The sequence below is a fragment of the Providencia sp. wls1914 genome, from assembly GCF_009706645.1.
Taxonomy (GTDB): Bacteria; Pseudomonadota; Gammaproteobacteria; order Enterobacterales; family Enterobacteriaceae; genus Providencia; species Providencia zhijiangensis.
The window spans coordinates 683,582-699,220 of record NZ_WLUN01000016.1; the positions used below are offsets into that span (position 1 = coordinate 683,582).

Genomic DNA, 15,639 nt, shown 5'->3' on the forward strand with positions numbered 1-15,639 from the left:
AGATGTCTTTTACTTAAAAATGTTTTACTTAAAAATAAAGACCGCCTAGGCGGTCTTTTTTATTACTCTGCTATTCAGAGAATAGGATTACTCTTTTGGCGTTGCTTTTTCCACGCGGCTTTTTAATTTTTGGCCTGGACGGAAAGTAACAACACGACGAGCAGTGATTGGAATATCTTCCCCAGTTTTAGGGTTACGACCGGGACGTTGATTTTTATCACGTAAATCAAAGTTACCGAATCCAGATAATTTAACTTGCTCACCGTTTTCTAAGGAAAGGCGAACCTCTTCAAAGAAAGTTTCAACAAGGTCTTTCGCATCACGTTTGCTAACACCTAGTTTTTCAAACAAATTTTCTGACATTTCAGCTTTAGTAAGCGCCATAAGTTTAGTCCCTCAAGGAGGCTTGGAATCGCTGTTTTAACGCAGCAACACACAGATCAACGGTCGCGGTAATCTCTTCTTCTTCCATGGTACGCTGGGTATCTTGGAAGACGAGACTGATAGCGAGACTCTTATAACCCTCTGCTATCCCCTCACCACAATACACATCAAATAAGTTTATGCCAACTATATGATTTATGCCAACTTTTTTACATTCTGCTAAAACTTCGGCAGCTGCTACAGTTTCTGGCACAACCACAGCAATGTCACGACGGTTCGACGGATAACGCGAAATCGCTTTCGCTTCTGGAATAACACGCTGTGCGATTGCATCAGTACGAACTTCAAACACGACTGTACGACCATTTAAATCGAGTTTACGTTCTAGTTCTGGGTGAACAACACCGATAAAGCCAATATGTTCATTTTCCAGATAAATCCCAGCACTTTGCCCAGGATGTAGTGCTGGATGTGCTTCAGATTTAAATGTAATTTGATTTAGTTTTCCAGTCAATTCAAAAACAGCTTCAAGATCACCTTTTAAATCAAAGAAGTCAACAACTTGTTTATCTAATGACCAATGTTCATCGAATTTGTTGCCCGTGATCACACCCGCCAGCATGTTTTCCTGACGAATACCATATTCTGCTTGATTATCAGGCGTAAAGCGTAGACCTGTCTCAAATAAACGAATTCTGTTTTGTTGACGATTTTGATTATAGACCACAGTGCCTAATAAACCAGTCAACAGAGACAAACGCATTGCGGACATGTCCGCTGAAATTGGATTTGGCAAGGAAAGTACTTCTTCCTGCGGATGTAATAGGCTTTGAATTTTAGGGTCTACGAAGCTATAAGTAATCGCTTCTTGATAACCACGGTCAACTAACATCGCTTTAATACGTTTCAGCGGTAAATTAGCTTCTTTATGGTCAGTCATAATCAAATCAGCACGCAGCGGTACGTCTGGGATATTGTTATATCCGTATACGCGAGCGACTTCTTCAACTAAATCTTCTTCGATTTGCATATCGAAACGCCAGCTTGGCGCCACAACATCCCAGCAATCCGCGGAAACTTGTACTTGGCAACCTAAACGCGTCAGAATATCGGTCACCGTTTCGTCTGCGATCACATGACCGATTAAACGGTCTAATTTTTTACGCGTCAGCTTAATATTTGCTGGTTTCGGTAAATGTGCTTCGCTAGAAACGTCAATGATTTCACCAACTTCACCGCCACAAATTTCCACGATCAACGCAGTTGCACGCTCCATCGATTTAAATTGTAGCTGTGAGTCAACACCTCGTTCAAAACGGTGTGAAGCATCAGTGTGCAGACCGTAATTACGAGCACGGCCAGTGATAGCCAGTGGTTCGAAGAATGCGCATTCTAATAAAATATTTTTGGTTTCAGTGTTAACACCGGAGTGCTCACCACCAAAGATGCCCGCGATACCCAAAGCTTGAGTTTCATCAGCAATAATTAGCGTGTCAGATTTCAGAGTAGCTTCTGTACCGTCTAGCAGAACTAACTTCTCTTCATCTTTCGCCATACGCACAACGATAGCGGCATTTAAACGATCTAAATCATAAGCGTGTTGTGGTTGACCTAATTCCAACAGAACATAGTTTGTGATGTCGACAACGGCATCAATCGAGCGAACACCGCCACGACGCAGTTTCTCTTTCATCCACATTGGCGTTGGTGCGCTAACATCGATATTTTTGATCACACGACCTAAGAAGCGTGGGCAGGCAGCAGGTGCTTCAACACGAATTGGGAACGTGTCTTTAATTGTGCTAGCTACTGGGCTAATTGCAGGTTCAACTAAATCTAATTTGTTGATAACCGCTACATCACGCGCCACACCTAAGATACTTAAGCAATCTGCACGGTTTGGTGTAATGCTGATTTCAATCGCGTGATCATCTAATTTTAGATATTCACGGATGTCAGTACCAATAACCGCGTCTTGTGGTAATTCAATAATGCCGCTGTGGTCATCAGAAATACCTAACTCAGAGTATGAGCACAGCATGCCTTCTGATGGCTCGCCACGTAATTTCGCCGCTTTAATTTTGAAATCACCCGGTAATACAGCTCCAACGGTTGCCACGGCAACACGTAAGCCTTGGCGACAGTTTGGTGCACCACATACGATATCTAATAAGCGATCGCCGCCGACATTCACTTTCGTGACACGCAGTTTATCTGCGTTAGGGTGTTGTCCACATTCAACAACTTCACCCACAACAACGCCGTGGAATTGACCCGCAACGGTTTCAACACCATCAACTTCCAGACCCGCCATTGTGATCTGGTCTGATAATTCTTCACTGCTTACCGCCGGGTTCACCCATTCGCGTAACCATAGTTCACTGAATTTCATGAGATAGACCCGCCTTATTTAAACTGTTTGAGGAAACGAAGATCGTTTTCGAAGAATGCACGAAGGTCAGATACGCCATAACGCAACATGGTTAAGCGCTCCATTCCCATACCGAATGCAAATCCAGAGTAGACCTCAGGGTCAATACCGACATTGCGTAATACATTAGGGTGAACCATACCGCAACCTAATACTTCCAGCCACTTACCGTTTTTACCCATAACATCAACTTCAGCAGAAGGCTCAGTGAACGGGAAATAGGAAGGACGGAAACGAACTTGAACTTCTTCTTCAAAGAAGTTGTTCAGGAAGTCATGAAGTGTACCTTTTAAGTTGGTAAAGCTAATGTCTTTATCAACAATCAGACCTTCAGTTTGGTGGAACATTGGGGTATGAGTCTGGTCGTAGTCATTACGATAAACACGGCCTGGCGCAATGATGCGGATAGGTGGCTGCTGACCATTCATCGTACGAATCTGCACACCGGATGTTTGGGTACGTAATAAACGTTTCGCATCAAACCAAAAAGTATCGTGATCAGCACGCGCTGGGTGATGAGCAGGAATGTTCAGAGCGTCAAAGTTATGGTAGTCATCTTCGATTTCAGGCCCTGTCTCAACAGAAAAACCTAATTCACCAAAAAATTCTTCAATTCGCTGAATGGTGCGAGTTACTGGGTGTAATCCACCATTTTCCATACGGCGGCCCGGTAATGAAACATCGATTTTTTCTGATGCTAAACGTGCATTCAGAATATCGGCTTGCATTGCATCTTTACGGGCGTTCAGTGCATCTTGAACTTGGACTTTAGCTTCATTAATCACAGCCCCTGCTGCTGGGCGTTCATCCGCAGGCAGATCACGCAACGTTTTCATCTGGAGTGTGAAGTGGCCGCTTTTGCCTAAAAATTCAACACGCACTGACTCTAACGTCGCAACATCTTGGGCCTGTTCAATGGCTGCTTTTGCCTGTGCAACCAATTCAGCGAGATGTGGCATTGTTTCCCCTTTATGACCACTCGGTCTTTTGCTAGTTATTCACTAAATTTATCAAATTTCACAAATCATATTAATAAGATGTGAATACCTGACTGATTTTACTGTATTTTCTATCAAACCAAAAACAAAAAAGCCTCCTGACGGAGGCTTTAGCGTAACTTTTCGTTTCTATTCTACTCGCTATACGCAAAAGCCCCCGAGATTCAGGTGCTAAAGTAAAAAAAGAAACGAAAAATAACGTTGTTCATTAAAAGAGTCTCAAAAACACAGGTTTAAAGTGACTAATATTGACTGAAAGTATTAACACAAGCTGATTTTTAATACAAACATTATAAATGAAAAGAGGAAGTTTCCTTCCTCTTTTCAAGCAAACATTAAGCTAAAGCGCCTTTTGCTTTTTCAACTAAAGCAGTGAATGCTGCTTTATCGAAAACTGCGATGTCTGCTAAGATCTTACGGTCGATTTCAATTGAAGCTTTTTTCAAGCCATTGATGAAACGGCTGTAAGACAGACCGTTCTGACGAGCCGCAGCGTTGATACGCGCGATCCACAGTTGACGGAACTGACGTTTACGTTGACGGCGGTCACGGTAAGCATATTGACCAGCTTTGATTACCGCTTGAAATGCTACGCGGTAAACACGTGAACGTGCACCATAGTAACCTTTCGCCTGTTTCATGATTTTTTTGTGACGTGCACGTGCGATTACACCACGTTTTGCGCGAGCCATAGCTATCTCCTATCGTCTTTATTCTTAATTAACTAAATGTTTACTTATGCGTAAGGCAGGCAAGCAACAACCAGACCCAGATCGCCCTTAGATACCATTCCTTTCGGACGTAAATGGCGTTTACGCTTAGTAGACTTTTTAGTCAGAATGTGACGAAGGTTTGCATGCTTACGCTTAAAGCCACCGCCTGCAGTTTTTTTAAAGCGCTTTGCTGCGCCACGTACAGTTTTAATCTTTGGCATTTCTTTTATTTCCAACTTCGCATTGTGATTAACTACGAATTAATTAGGCGAATAATACTCACATTACTGTGAAACTATTACTTGGTTGCCTAATTATTTCTTCTTAGGTGCTAGCACCATAATCATTTGACGCCCTTCAATCTTCGAAGGGAATGATTCAACAGATGCTAACTCTTCCAAATCAGATTTGATGCGGTTAAGCATTTCCATACCGATTTGCTGGTGAGCCATTTCACGACCACGAAAACGCAGTGTTACTTTCGCTTTATCACCATCTTCTAGAAAGCGAATCAGGTTGCGTAGTTTGACCTGATAATCACCTTCATCTGTACCAGGGCGGAATTTAATTTCCTTCACCTGAACAACTTTTTGTTTCTTTTTCTGTTCTTTTTGAGACTTGCTCTTCTCATAAAGGAATTTGCCGTAATCCATAATACGACAAACTGGCGGTTCAGCATTTGGGCTGATTTCTACGAGGTCAACACCTGCTTCTTCAGCTTTTTCAAGCGCTTCACGTGCGCTCATGATGCCTAACTGTTCGCCGTCTAAACCGGTTAAACGGACTTCAGGAACACGAATTTCATCATTAATACGATTTGGTCGTGTTGATGGGATTCTTTTTCCGCCTTTAATACTTCATTCCTCCAACTGGATAAAGAGATTTGCTACATTCTCTAAAGCAAGCGCCTCGGTAATGTCTTTTTAAACAATTTATTACCCAAACGCGATATTCTTTTTTGGCTCTAACTCAAACAAAGCGAGTTTTACAAAGCGATTCGACCGCGGATTTTACTGCTTATTGTGAGATTACTCAAGCAGATATTCAAATTATTCGCAGAGGATCATGTAAATAGCCAAGTCTAACAATAAAAAAACGCGAGTGAGGTGCAATCCCCCACTCGCGTTCTTAATCATGACCTATTATTTTTTCTTAGGTCCCATCACCATGATCATTTGGCGACCTTCAATACGTGAAGGGAATGATTCAACGACGGCTAGCTCTTCTAAATCAGCTTTGATGCGGTTAAGCATCTCCATACCGATTTGTTGATGAGCCATTTCACGACCACGGAAACGCAGTGTGATTTTCGCTTTATCACCATCTTCTAAGAAACGAATGAGGCTACGTAATTTAACTTGGTAGTCTCCTTCATCTGTTCCCGGACGGAATTTAATTTCCTTCACTTGAACAACTTTTTGTTTCTTTTTCTGCTCTTTCTGAGATTTACTCTTCTCATAAAGATACTTGCCGTAATCCATGATACGACAAACTGGTGGCTCTGCGTTTGGGCTGATTTCAACTAAATCAACACCAGCTTCTTCCGCTTTGGCAAGTGCGTCACGCACACTCATTACACCAAGTTGTTCACCGTCAATGCCAGTAACACGGATTTCAGTTGCACGGATCTCTTCGTTAATACGATTCGGGCGTGCTGTTGGGAGTTTTTTTCCGCCTTTAATACCTTATTCCTCCATCTGATTGAGCTGACGACTGCGAATTTCTTCCAGTAGTTTAGTCATGAATTCGTTAACATCAAGGCTGCCTAAATCTTTACCACGACGGGTACGAACAGACACTTTACCTGATTCAACTTCTTTCTCACCACAAACCAACATGTAAGGAACACGACGCAGGGTGTGTTCGCGGATCTTAAAGCCGATTTTCTCGTTACGTAAGTCCGCTTTCGCACGAATGCCAACACTTTGCAGCTTGCTAACTAATTCTTGAACATAGTCTGCTTGACTATCTGTAATGTTCATCACAACAACTTGTTGTGGTGCTAACCATGTTGGGAAGAAACCTGCATATTCTTCCGTTAAGATACCGATAAAGCGCTCTAGTGAACCCAGAACCGCACGGTGGATCATAACGGGCGTAATACGCTCATTATTTTCGCCAACATAAGAAGCATTTAGACGACCCGGTAAGAAGAAGTCTAATTGTACAGTACCGCATTGCCATGCACGGTCAAGGCAGTCATACAGTGTAAATTCAATTTTCGGACCGTAGAATGCACCTTCGCCCGGCTGGTATTCAAACTCAATACCTTTCGACTTCAGCGCATTGGCTAAGTCTGCTTCTGCCGTATCCCACATATCGTCTGTACCGATACGTTTTTCAGGACGAGTAGACAGTTTTACAACGATTTTTTCAAAACCGAAAGTGCTGTAAACGTCATAAATCATCTCAATACAGCTAGTCACTTCGCCCAGAATTTGATCTTCAGTACAGAAGATATGGGCGTCGTCTTGGGTAAAACCACGTACGCGCATCAAACCATGCAGTGCACCTGAAGGCTCATTACGGTGACAGCTACCAAATTCTGCCATACGCAATGGTAAATCACGGTAAGATTTTAACCCTTGGTTAAAGATCTGAACATGACCTGGGCAGTTCATTGGTTTAACACAATATTCACGGTTCTCAGATGAGGTTGTGAACATTGCATCTTTGTAGTTTTCCCAGTGACCTGTTCTTTCCCACAATACGCGGTCCATCATAAATGGGCCTTTAACTTCTTGGTAATTGTAGGATTTCAGTTTGGTACGTACAAAAGTTTCCAGTTCACGGAAAATTGTCCAACCATCGTTATGCCAGAACGCCATACCCGGCGCTTCTTCCTGCATATGATATAAATCTAATTGCTTACCAATTTTACGGTGGTCACGCTTCGCCGCTTCTTCTAAGCGCAGCAGATACGCAGCAAGCTGCTTTTTATCTGCCCATGCTGTACCGTAAATACGTTGCAGCATTTTATTGTCGCTGTTACCGCGCCAGTATGCTCCTGCTACTTTTTGTAATTTAAAGTGGTGACAGAAACGCATATTTGGTACGTGTGGACCGCGACACATATCAATATATTCTTGGTGGTGATATAAACCTGGGCGATCATCTTGGCTAATATTTTGATCCAAGATTTCAACTTTATAATCTTCGCCACGATTTACAAATGTTTCACGAGCTTCAGCCCAAGAAACACGTTTTTTAACCACGTCATAATCTGTTTTGGCAAGCTCAAGCATACGCTTTTCTAGCTTGTCCAAATCTTCCTGGGTCAACGTATAGTCAAGGTCAATATCATAATAGAAACCGTTGTCGATAACCGGACCGATTGCCATTTTGGTATTTGGCCACAATTGTTTAATTGCATGACCTAATAAGTGAGCACAAGAGTGACGAATGATTTCTAGACCTTCATCATCTTTACTCGTGATAATTGACAGGTTTGCGTCATGCTCGATCAGTTCACAAGCATCCACCAGCTCACCATTAACACGACCAGCGATACATGCTTTTGCTAGGCCGGCACCGATATCGCGAGCCACATCCATGACAGAAACTGCATGGTCGAATTGACGCTGACTTCCATCAGGAAGAGTAATAACAGGCATTAAAAAATCCTTATCAGCAGTGGTGACCCACACGAAAGATCACTTGCTTGATTATTCCAAAGTTTATAAATCAATACGTTACGTTTAACTTCTTGCTTCACAATGCAAGGTATGTACACAGGTATGTACACAAACTTCAAAACTACTATGTACATTAAAAGTAACTCAAGCGAAATAATAACACAGACTAGATTATTAGCGATAGAGAATGGGTGATTAACCCACTCTCATCATCACGTCACAATTTCGGCACAGCTCGTCACAGTGATTTTCCCTCCGTGCTATACTCCAAGAATTCATTCCCCAACAAGAAACCATCATGCACAATCTCGCAGAACTATCGAAAGAAGATAAAGACAAAGTAAATGTCGATTTAGCCGCCTCCGGTGTCGCTTATCGCGAAAGACTCGGCAAGCCAGTTATCGATGTTGAAGTCGAGCGACAGCAACCCGAGCACTTGCGCGAGTATTTTCGTGAGCGTTTAGTTTATTACAGAGAATTGAGCAAGCGATTTCCGCAGGGGTATGAGTACAACAAAGATAGTTAAGGTTTCTGAGGCCAGTTGATATCTGGCGCTAGTGAAGTATTGATATCAGCAACTTGGATACTGTAAATTTCCCATGCAGTCAGACTATTTTTATCTGCTTCTGTTGCCATATTTAGCTTAACTTTTCGCTCTAAAATAATGATATTTTTTTCTGCATCATCAGCAAATGATTGTTTTTGCCGCTCAGCTTCAGCAGTGTGTTGCTCTTTAGATTTTGGCGGATTTAGATACGATTCAACTTCTTTATCCGTCATTTTCTTCATTGACTGAATGTTTTCACGAATATCAAAAAATACAAGTGGTATCTCGTCATACTCTGATTTAATCGGTATATATTCAGATTCTATTTTGCTGAATATAGCTAAAGCCGCATTATAATTTTCTGCTTTTTCATTCACATTATTCTCAAGCTCAGATGTATCCTCATCAGGCCCTTCACTAGCTATGGCTGAATCATACCGTGACATCGCTTCGTTAAGTTCTAACAATCCAGCTTGCAATGCATTATATGCACGAGTATAAGTGGGCTCTTTTTCAGCAAGTAGCACTTCTAATTCAGTTAGGCGTGATGCCTGCTCTATGTTGCTTTTTGTATAAGCATACACATGCTGTTCTTTATCTTTAAAATACATCATCGTAATTCACTCCATGTGTACGTATAACCAATCGTGTCAGAAATTCTGTATTTAGCGCCTACAGGAACTATCACTGACAACGGACGCGCTATTGTTGCCTGCGAGTTATATCCAATTAATGCAACGACAGTATCATTAACTAAAAAATCAACATTTTTAGCTTCTCCGTATGCCGTCACACAAACAAGAATCGGTCTTGACGTATCATTTGTATATGTGACCCTTGACTGACGCTCTGATGTGACATTAACCCATTTTTGCCCCTCACCGATAAGTTGCTCTACAATTGCAAATGTGCCATTTTTACCGTTGCCGGGATGTTTGATATCCCCCAAAAATCTCCCAGTTGAGTCTTGAGCAGTAATACCAACATTACCATCTGTCACTGCATACAATACCGCCCTAGCCTTATCAGGTGCCTCGACAGATAATCGCCGAGTCGCCGTTAAAAACCCTTGTATAATTTGCTCTTGCGTTGAATTTTTATCAACATACTCACCTTTAGGCTGATAATTACCAGCGGGTTGATAATTACCTTTTGGCTGAAATTTACTGTCGGCCTGTTGAATGCTATAGACGTTTAATTCGGCTGCCGTTGGAGGATTTAATTTTGTGTAATCTTCATCCCATCTATCAGCCCATGTTTTATTCCCTCCGTTGTATCGTCTTGTATACGTCTTTTTATCATACCAATCTGTGTAAACTTGCTTAACACTACTATTACCTGTTTTGATGATCTCAAGCGAACCGGGCGAGTTGCTAGGATAGTTTTTACTATTCTCTCCAATGTTGCCATTGGGTTGAAAATAAAGACCAGGGATCAAGTAATCATTTAAATCAGCATTTAGAGGTATTACGATTGCTCTATCGAAGATGGTTTGAGATGTTGTATTTCTTAACGCGTCATTAGTCGCATACTTACTATCTGACTCTGACTTGGAATAGCTATAACCAGCTATTGCGTAATCCCCTTTCGGCTGCAGCTTGCCGACCTCAGTGGTAAACAAATTCAGACTAGGCACTTTGTCGTTATCGTTGCCCTTTACGCCTGAGATATTCGCTTTGTCGAATTTCTTTAATAAAGCTAAATCAACTTCAGTTTTAATCGCGTACTTAGCGCCAACCAACTCCCACGATGCTGAGATATTGGATGTTGTATTGAAGTTAACTTTGTTGTTATCGATTAAGCTCTGATATTCTTTTTTCTCGTCATCAGACTGAAGTATTGCCCCCTTCGGATAGCCACCAATAGACTCGGCGTATTCAGGGGAAAACTTAAAACGCCCACCTTGAGATTGATAAACAATGTTCTCTGAAATCTGGTTGAGAATTCCGTTAAAGTCCTGCCCTTTTGGCGGCAAACCACCTGCCGCAACAGGGAGCATTGTGATTTGACTGAAACCCTGATCCCATGTTGCTTGGTTTGAATCCATGCTAGTTTCATAGTTTTCAGGGATGACGTTTTTCTGCCCGTTCTTAGCGAAAGGCTTTACTATTAGTTTTGGATTTTTCATTTCGTACCTATTTTATGAAAGGCGCTTGATTGAAAGGTTGGAATCCAGTTTTATAAAAACCGAAATATTCACTCACTGGCAGCTCTGTGATACTCACTTCAACGCCGCAAGGTTTTGGTAAGATGTTGTGGTTAAAGATTAAATTCTTTTCAAGCTCGGATAGACGATATTCGAACACATACCTCGCCTTCATGTGTCCTGTGATTAGGTAATACGCTCTTCCTCTAGTGAATGAATCCTTTAGAAATGCGTTGATATTTGGCGCGGTGGCATAGATGATATTTGCATAGGCTTTCATGATAATGACTTCTCTAAAAGATTCATCAGACATCATATAAGCACTTTCGCTACTATCTCCGCTGTAAAAGGGTGCTTGGTTAAATGGCAGATACTTCTCCGTCCCATCAAAACCGAAGTAGTCTTGGTCTGGATCGGGAATAGAAATACCCCTATCGATTCCAACTATTCTCCCCCAAACATCCAGCCCGAACCCCTGCGCTGTATGCACATTAAAAACAAGGGAATAAAAGTCATCTATATTATTAGATGGATCTATTGATTCGTTTGCTGATTTAAGAATGGAAGTGATAATTGGGGAGTTTGCATACTGACTCATTAAGGTTGGGTTAATGCTATCCATCACGTCATCCTTATGTCATCTGGAGATAAGACAGGAAACTCATCTATCCCAAAATCAATATAATTCCCCAAAGCACCACCTTTCCGCCCTATTTGAATAGATATCAATCGGTTTCTGGTTGACTGAGCAACTGAGCAGACATAATCACTCGCGATCAGCCGATTAGCTATTCGCCCCTTACCAATCCCCGTGTTGAATTCATTAATGATTGCGTTTTTAATTGCTTCTTTATCCTGCAATGTAAGCAAATCTTTATTCTCAAATTTCACATTAAACTCAATGGGGATATGCGTTGGTCGAATGAATTTAACGTCGTAGGTCGGAGGCATATACGGAAAGTTAGTTGTGTCTTCATAAGTCACTGTGGTATTACCAACAAATGCGCACCCGGTACCAGCTTTAGTTAAAATCTGTTTGGCAATCTCATTATCATCACCACCCACAACTGATACCGCGATTGAGTTTCTAATCAGTGAATAGTTGGTTTTACCTACAGTAATGGTCGTATCACTAGGGTTATCAACCACATAACAGTCAATGACATCGTTGATATTGGAAACAGCTCCGTATGTAGCGTCGTTTGTGTTCTTAGCATTTTGAGAAACAGATAGCGACCTTCTAAGCTCAAACTCTTGTCTAGTTTCAGTGTTTCGACCCGCTATCGCAGCCTTGGTATTTGTTACGCTATCAATACCACCAACATTTCGAACAATACGATTAATTGTATTTGGCTGAGCGTAAATCATGCCCTCAATATCACAAGTTGCCTCGACGACAGCTAAGCTATTACTCATAATGAAAACATCCCTCGATGTTGACCATGTGTTGCCATTGTCATCTTGGACTTTAAATCCTGCTGGAACCGACGCGCCAGATAGACCGTTAAAAGTTAACTCGGCTACTGATTTTGTGGCTTTCTTTCTCTGCAAAAAGTAGATATAGCCAATGGCATTTTGCATTTGGCCATCGGCATATCTCGGGTCGAACTGATTAAATAACTCAACCAACTGATTTCTTTCGTCAGTAATAATAGCCGCAAGCGTTGTAACTAGTTGGCCCTGCGGCGTGTCCATGTCTTCGTTTAGACCCTCGCCAAAGGTATTTCTCATCATCGACCACAGTCCGCTTATCACCTCCTGCGTCGTAGGTGTGATAATGCCGTTTGGCGTTATTTCTAGCTTGGGGATCATAATTCTATCGCTCCTTCTCTGCCTTGCTTGTCAGTGAAAATCAACCTACCTCTGACTACCCTATCATTCGCGGTGCTTAGCTCAGCTTTAGCCGACACCACGCCATCAACTGACATTGCCGCATCTTCTAGATGCTGGCGATACAGAGATAATGAATACCTATTTTTGCCAAGTATTTTCTCTAAGTAAGGGATACCTTCATTTTGTGAGTAATACATATCATGCATGAACACCTTGCATTTATTTGCCACTGACTGAGCGATAGCATACTGTTCGGAAGCCATAGCAATATTTCCCGATACGTCTAGGGTTAAGTCCCACGTATCAGGCAATAGAAACAGTGTTTTCATTGGCTATACCTGCTGATTTGGCTTGTCTGTATTGGCGTACTCAGCGTTAGCTTTGTGAGTGTGGCCGTTATAAGTGACACGCATACTCGACATGGTTTGAGTATTTCCGCTGCCAGTGTTGTCGGTGATATCACCCTTCGATTTAATTGTCGAAGTGGTTTCTACGGGGGCATCAAGGATTATCTTGGTGCCTCTCATGTTAATTTCGCCCGTGGCCACAACATTTATTCCACTCTCAAGAAAATGGATGTACTGGGATGGAGCTCCATTGAGTATACCTCCGATGTACAAGCTATCGGCGATATCATATTGCCGCTTGGTCAATGGCGGCGCGTCCTTCTTAGTGCGCTTTATTTGTGAGATGTCTCGTGAAGATACTAAGCAAATCCCAATATCACCAACCTTGGGGTCAAGGATTACAGCGTTGCCGCCGCCCTGATAGCGAAAATATGGGACGTTATAGACAGTGGCACTATCGAAGATATTCCCGCCGCCATCTACTTGGAGCACCATTGGTTTAACATCAATAAACCCAACCGGATTCACCCCGCCACCTTTAACCTTCACAACCCGGCAAACTGTTACAGTGCCAATTTTTCCAATCAGGCTGTTAATGATGAACTCTTGCGTTCTGGCACCGCCCGCCAAGTCTTCAGGGTCATACGGTAATACCGTTTCATTTTGCGACATGTACGTTTTTGTCCTTCAGGTTTGAGCCGACGATTTCCATGAACCAGCGACCAGAATCCATTTCAGTCTCTAATTGGGCCCGCATTCCATAGACTCGCCAATCCCCGTTACACATTTCAATCTCACTTCCTTTCACGCGAACTAGCGCACCAAACTGGATAGACGGGTCGTACAGACACCGGAATGTTGCACCGATATTTGTGATAATTGGATAGCCGATGAGTCCTGTATCAGGCGATATGACGGCAATCTTAATCTTTCTTGCTGCTCCCTTCGGAGTTATTGCCACGCTATTATTGCCAAGGTAGAGGTCTAGGTCAGTGTTAGCACATAGCCATCTGATTTTGTCTAAGTCGGAACCGGTCAGGTAAGCGTTATCTACAACCGCATTAACACCGTTTGACTCAAACGAAAAGCCAATGCGCTGGCATATCCCTTCAATGATTTCAGAGACTGAGTGAACACCTTCGTAACTCTCTGCCGCTGTCGCTAATTTGCTTTCAAAAACAGCCGACATTGCCTCGATAACAATCGATACGTTAGGGGCTTCTGAGTATTCCGGTAACGCCATGAATATCCCGCCGCTAAAAACTTGAGCAAAATCACCGTCACCCTCAGCGGCTTCGATGGTGATTAATGTTCTAAGCGCCTTTACGTTCTGCCACTTTGCAGTGATGAGTTTATTCATCGTCTCTTGTGGTAACCCATAAACTCTTATTCGTGCATACGGAGCCGGAGATCCATAGCCAAACGTCACATCAGCGCTAATACGCAAACCGACGGCGGATAGCTTATTTTGGTTATCAGAAGTGAACACTTCATCTTTACCATTCAGTTTCAGCGTTAGTCGGATCCTCTTTCGATTAAATGCCATCAGCCCACACCAACTTATATCGAGTGCCCAATCCAGTGTAAATCGGGTCTGTGTTACCTTGTTGGTCCGCAAATATTAACCACTGACAGATGTACGTCATGTTTCGACATATCCGATTGCAAACCACGTATTCGTTATTCTTCTTCACTGTCGCGTACAGGTTATTCCTACGAGAATTTAGCTCTATCTCGTATTCATCAGTATCAAACGTGAAGGTTAGAATTTGATTGGGAATTGGAGAGGTTGGAATTATTGTCATCATTGTAGGCTAACTCCTTGCTCTACTATCATCTCAGCTTGTTGCTGTATCTGAGTTAGGTCTCCGCCAAGGTTTGAAATAGCTTTATAAAGAAGTGCTGATATTTCTTTCCCTTTTAATAACTTGGACTTTGTAGGGTCATCAAGTATCTTCATCAACTCATCAAGTGTTTCACCAGAAAATAAGGAGGCTACTTGCTGCGTTTTGTCTCCAGTGTCCTTGATTCGCGCATCATCAGGATTAGTTACTTCTTCTTCGTCGTACTTAACGATTACTTCGCGAATTTCCTCCAGATGTACGTTCACCTTAATCAGCGTTGCGCCATCTCGAGCCTCCCGAGCAAAATCAAACCCGACGATATTTGCACCCTTATAAACATACTCCGGCGTGATGATGTAAAACTTGAGCGTGCTCTTGGCGAGTATTTCCAATTGCGCTAAAAACGCCCCGCGTTCCAATGTACCACCGCTGCTTTTGCTTAATTGAACGGTAGCTTTGTATGGGTCGGCTACTTTGTTGTAGCTCGTGAAATAACCCTTCTCAATCGGAGCGTTCACTACGCGGCTCTGATTCTGGTACTGAAGAGATATCACGTTGTCAGCTAACAGTAATGGAACGCCGAACTCGTTGAATATTCCCCAGTAGTTACCGAATAGAGTATTGATTAACGCACCGCCACCTAAGCTTATTCCGGCGTTAATGGCAGCGTCAGGAATATTCTTCCAGTTTGGTATATCTGGCATTCCGAACATGATTTTTCTCCAACGTGAAAAACCTCAGTTAAGAGGCGTGGTGTGAAT

Annotated in this window: 15 protein-coding genes, 3 pseudogenes and 1 other annotated feature; of the genes and pseudogenes, 1 reads left to right on the forward strand and 17 read right to left on the reverse strand. The window is 42.5% G+C overall.

The genetic code is table 11. The annotated features are described in order from the left end of the window. Positions 1 to 87: 87 nt before the first annotated feature. From ihfA to thrS, 8 genes are all read right to left on the reverse strand, one after another. Entirely contained in the window at positions 88 to 384 is a 297-nt protein-coding gene (gene ihfA, locus GKR74_RS13880; protein WP_004263721.1) for an integration host factor subunit alpha, read from the reverse strand. 4 nt (positions 385 to 388) lie between these two features. Then, positions 389 to 2,776, reverse strand: a complete 2,388-nt coding sequence (pheT, locus tag GKR74_RS13885) for a phenylalanine--tRNA ligase subunit beta (protein ID WP_154604021.1) — start codon at positions 2,774 to 2,776, stop codon at positions 389 to 391. Positions 2,777 to 2,790: 14 nt separating this feature from the next. Further along, positions 2,791 to 3,774 (reverse strand): phenylalanine--tRNA ligase subunit alpha, encoded by a 984-nt coding sequence (pheS, locus tag GKR74_RS13890; protein ID WP_036950469.1) that lies wholly within the window; start codon positions 3,772 to 3,774, stop codon positions 2,791 to 2,793. A 123-nt stretch (positions 3,775 to 3,897) separates the two neighbouring features. Continuing rightward, positions 3,898 to 4,028, reverse strand: a sequence feature (Phe leader region). A 120-nt stretch (positions 4,029 to 4,148) separates the two neighbouring features. Then, positions 4,149 to 4,505, reverse strand: a complete 357-nt coding sequence (gene rplT, locus GKR74_RS13900) for a 50S ribosomal protein L20 (protein WP_006659451.1) — start codon at positions 4,503 to 4,505, stop codon at positions 4,149 to 4,151. A gap of 44 nt (positions 4,506 to 4,549) precedes the next feature. Continuing rightward, the gene (gene rpmI, locus GKR74_RS13905) at positions 4,550 to 4,747 is read right to left on the reverse strand and encodes a 50S ribosomal protein L35 (RefSeq protein WP_004263702.1); all 198 of its coding nucleotides are present in this window, start codon (positions 4,745 to 4,747) and stop codon (positions 4,550 to 4,552) included. Positions 4,748 to 4,840: 93 nt separating this feature from the next. After that, positions 4,841 to 5,380, reverse strand: coding sequence for a translation initiation factor IF-3 (infC, locus tag GKR74_RS13910; RefSeq protein ID WP_071992133.1), 540 nt, complete (start codon positions 5,378 to 5,380; stop codon positions 4,841 to 4,843). A 288-nt stretch (positions 5,381 to 5,668) separates the two neighbouring features. After that, complete coding sequence (gene infC / locus GKR74_RS13915; protein ID WP_071992134.1) at positions 5,669 to 6,208, reverse strand: translation initiation factor IF-3; 540 nt, start codon at positions 6,206 to 6,208, stop codon at positions 5,669 to 5,671. 3 nt (positions 6,209 to 6,211) lie between these two features. Then, a complete protein-coding gene (gene thrS, locus GKR74_RS13920; RefSeq protein WP_154604022.1) occupies positions 6,212 to 8,140 on the reverse strand; it encodes a threonine--tRNA ligase in 1,929 nt (642 codons plus the stop codon). Positions 8,141 to 8,459: 319 nt separating this feature from the next. Here thrS and GKR74_RS13925 point away from each other — a divergent pair, with 319 nt between their 5' ends. Further along, entirely contained in the window at positions 8,460 to 8,687 is a 228-nt protein-coding gene (locus GKR74_RS13925) for a DNA polymerase III subunit theta (RefSeq protein WP_154604023.1), read from the forward strand. On the opposite strand, the gene GKR74_RS13930 is transcribed toward GKR74_RS13925, so the two are convergent. The 9 genes and pseudogenes from GKR74_RS13930 to GKR74_RS13965 form a co-directional block, all read right to left on the reverse strand. Then, the gene (locus GKR74_RS13930) at positions 8,684 to 9,322 is read right to left on the reverse strand and encodes a tail fiber assembly protein (protein ID WP_154604024.1); all 639 of its coding nucleotides are present in this window, start codon (positions 9,320 to 9,322) and stop codon (positions 8,684 to 8,686) included. The genes GKR74_RS13925 and GKR74_RS13930 overlap by 4 nt on opposite strands. Continuing rightward, complete coding sequence (locus GKR74_RS13935) at positions 9,319 to 10,836, reverse strand: pyocin knob domain-containing protein (protein ID WP_154604025.1); 1,518 nt, start codon at positions 10,834 to 10,836, stop codon at positions 9,319 to 9,321. Before GKR74_RS13935 ends, GKR74_RS13930 begins: the two co-directional genes overlap by 4 nt. A gap of 7 nt (positions 10,837 to 10,843) precedes the next feature. Then, positions 10,844 to 11,476, reverse strand: a complete 633-nt coding sequence (locus tag GKR74_RS13940) for a DUF2612 domain-containing protein (protein ID WP_154604026.1) — start codon at positions 11,474 to 11,476, stop codon at positions 10,844 to 10,846. After that, positions 11,452 to 12,666: pseudogene (locus GKR74_RS13945) on the reverse strand (baseplate J/gp47 family protein). The gene GKR74_RS13940 and the pseudogene GKR74_RS13945 overlap by 25 nt, the downstream one beginning before the upstream one ends. After that, the gene (locus tag GKR74_RS13950; RefSeq protein ID WP_154604028.1) at positions 12,663 to 13,016 is read right to left on the reverse strand and encodes a hypothetical protein; all 354 of its coding nucleotides are present in this window, start codon (positions 13,014 to 13,016) and stop codon (positions 12,663 to 12,665) included. Before GKR74_RS13950 ends, GKR74_RS13945 begins: the two are co-directional and overlap by 4 nt. Before the next feature lie 3 nt (positions 13,017 to 13,019). Next, positions 13,020 to 13,706, reverse strand: coding sequence for a Gp138 family membrane-puncturing spike protein (locus tag GKR74_RS13955; protein ID WP_154604029.1), 687 nt, complete (start codon positions 13,704 to 13,706; stop codon positions 13,020 to 13,022). After that, positions 13,627 to 14,580: pseudogene (locus GKR74_RS13960) on the reverse strand (baseplate hub protein). The gene GKR74_RS13955 and the pseudogene GKR74_RS13960 overlap by 80 nt, the downstream one beginning before the upstream one ends. Further along, positions 14,570 to 14,842 (reverse strand): phage baseplate plug family protein, encoded by a 273-nt coding sequence (locus GKR74_RS18315; protein ID WP_442959349.1) that lies wholly within the window; start codon positions 14,840 to 14,842, stop codon positions 14,570 to 14,572. The pseudogene GKR74_RS13960 and the gene GKR74_RS18315 overlap by 11 nt, the downstream one beginning before the upstream one ends. Beyond that, a pseudogene (locus GKR74_RS13965) lies at positions 14,830 to 15,591 on the reverse strand (phage baseplate protein). The gene GKR74_RS18315 and the pseudogene GKR74_RS13965 overlap by 13 nt, the downstream one beginning before the upstream one ends. Between the last annotated feature and the right edge of the window lie 48 nt (positions 15,592 to 15,639).

Coding starts and splice junctions, on each gene's coding strand:
- ihfA (WP_004263721.1), bottom strand. CDS start 384: ATGGCGCTTACTAAAGCTGAAATGTCAGAAAATTTGTTTGAAAAACTA.
- pheT (WP_154604021.1), bottom strand. CDS start 2,776: ATGAAATTCAGTGAACTATGGTTACGCGAATGGGTGAACCCGGCGGTA.
- pheS (WP_036950469.1), bottom strand. CDS start 3,774: ATGCCACATCTCGCTGAATTGGTTGCACAGGCAAAAGCAGCCATTGAA.
- rplT (WP_006659451.1), bottom strand. CDS start 4,505: ATGGCTCGCGCAAAACGTGGTGTAATCGCACGTGCACGTCACAAAAAA.
- rpmI (WP_004263702.1), bottom strand. CDS start 4,747: ATGCCAAAGATTAAAACTGTACGTGGCGCAGCAAAGCGCTTTAAAAAA.
- thrS (WP_154604022.1), bottom strand. CDS start 8,140: ATGCCTGTTATTACTCTTCCTGATGGAAGTCAGCGTCAATTCGACCAT.
- GKR74_RS13925 (WP_154604023.1), top strand. CDS start 8,460: ATGCACAATCTCGCAGAACTATCGAAAGAAGATAAAGACAAAGTAAAT.
- GKR74_RS13930 (WP_154604024.1), bottom strand. CDS start 9,322: ATGATGTATTTTAAAGATAAAGAACAGCATGTGTATGCTTATACAAAA.
- GKR74_RS13935 (WP_154604025.1), bottom strand. CDS start 10,836: ATGAAAAATCCAAAACTAATAGTAAAGCCTTTCGCTAAGAACGGGCAG.
- GKR74_RS13940 (WP_154604026.1), bottom strand. CDS start 11,476: ATGGATAGCATTAACCCAACCTTAATGAGTCAGTATGCAAACTCCCCA.
- GKR74_RS13950 (WP_154604028.1), bottom strand. CDS start 13,016: ATGAAAACACTGTTTCTATTGCCTGATACGTGGGACTTAACCCTAGAC.
- GKR74_RS13955 (WP_154604029.1), bottom strand. CDS start 13,706: ATGTCGCAAAATGAAACGGTATTACCGTATGACCCTGAAGACTTGGCG.
- GKR74_RS18315 (WP_442959349.1), bottom strand. CDS start 14,842: ATGATGACAATAATTCCAACCTCTCCAATTCCCAATCAAATTCTAACC.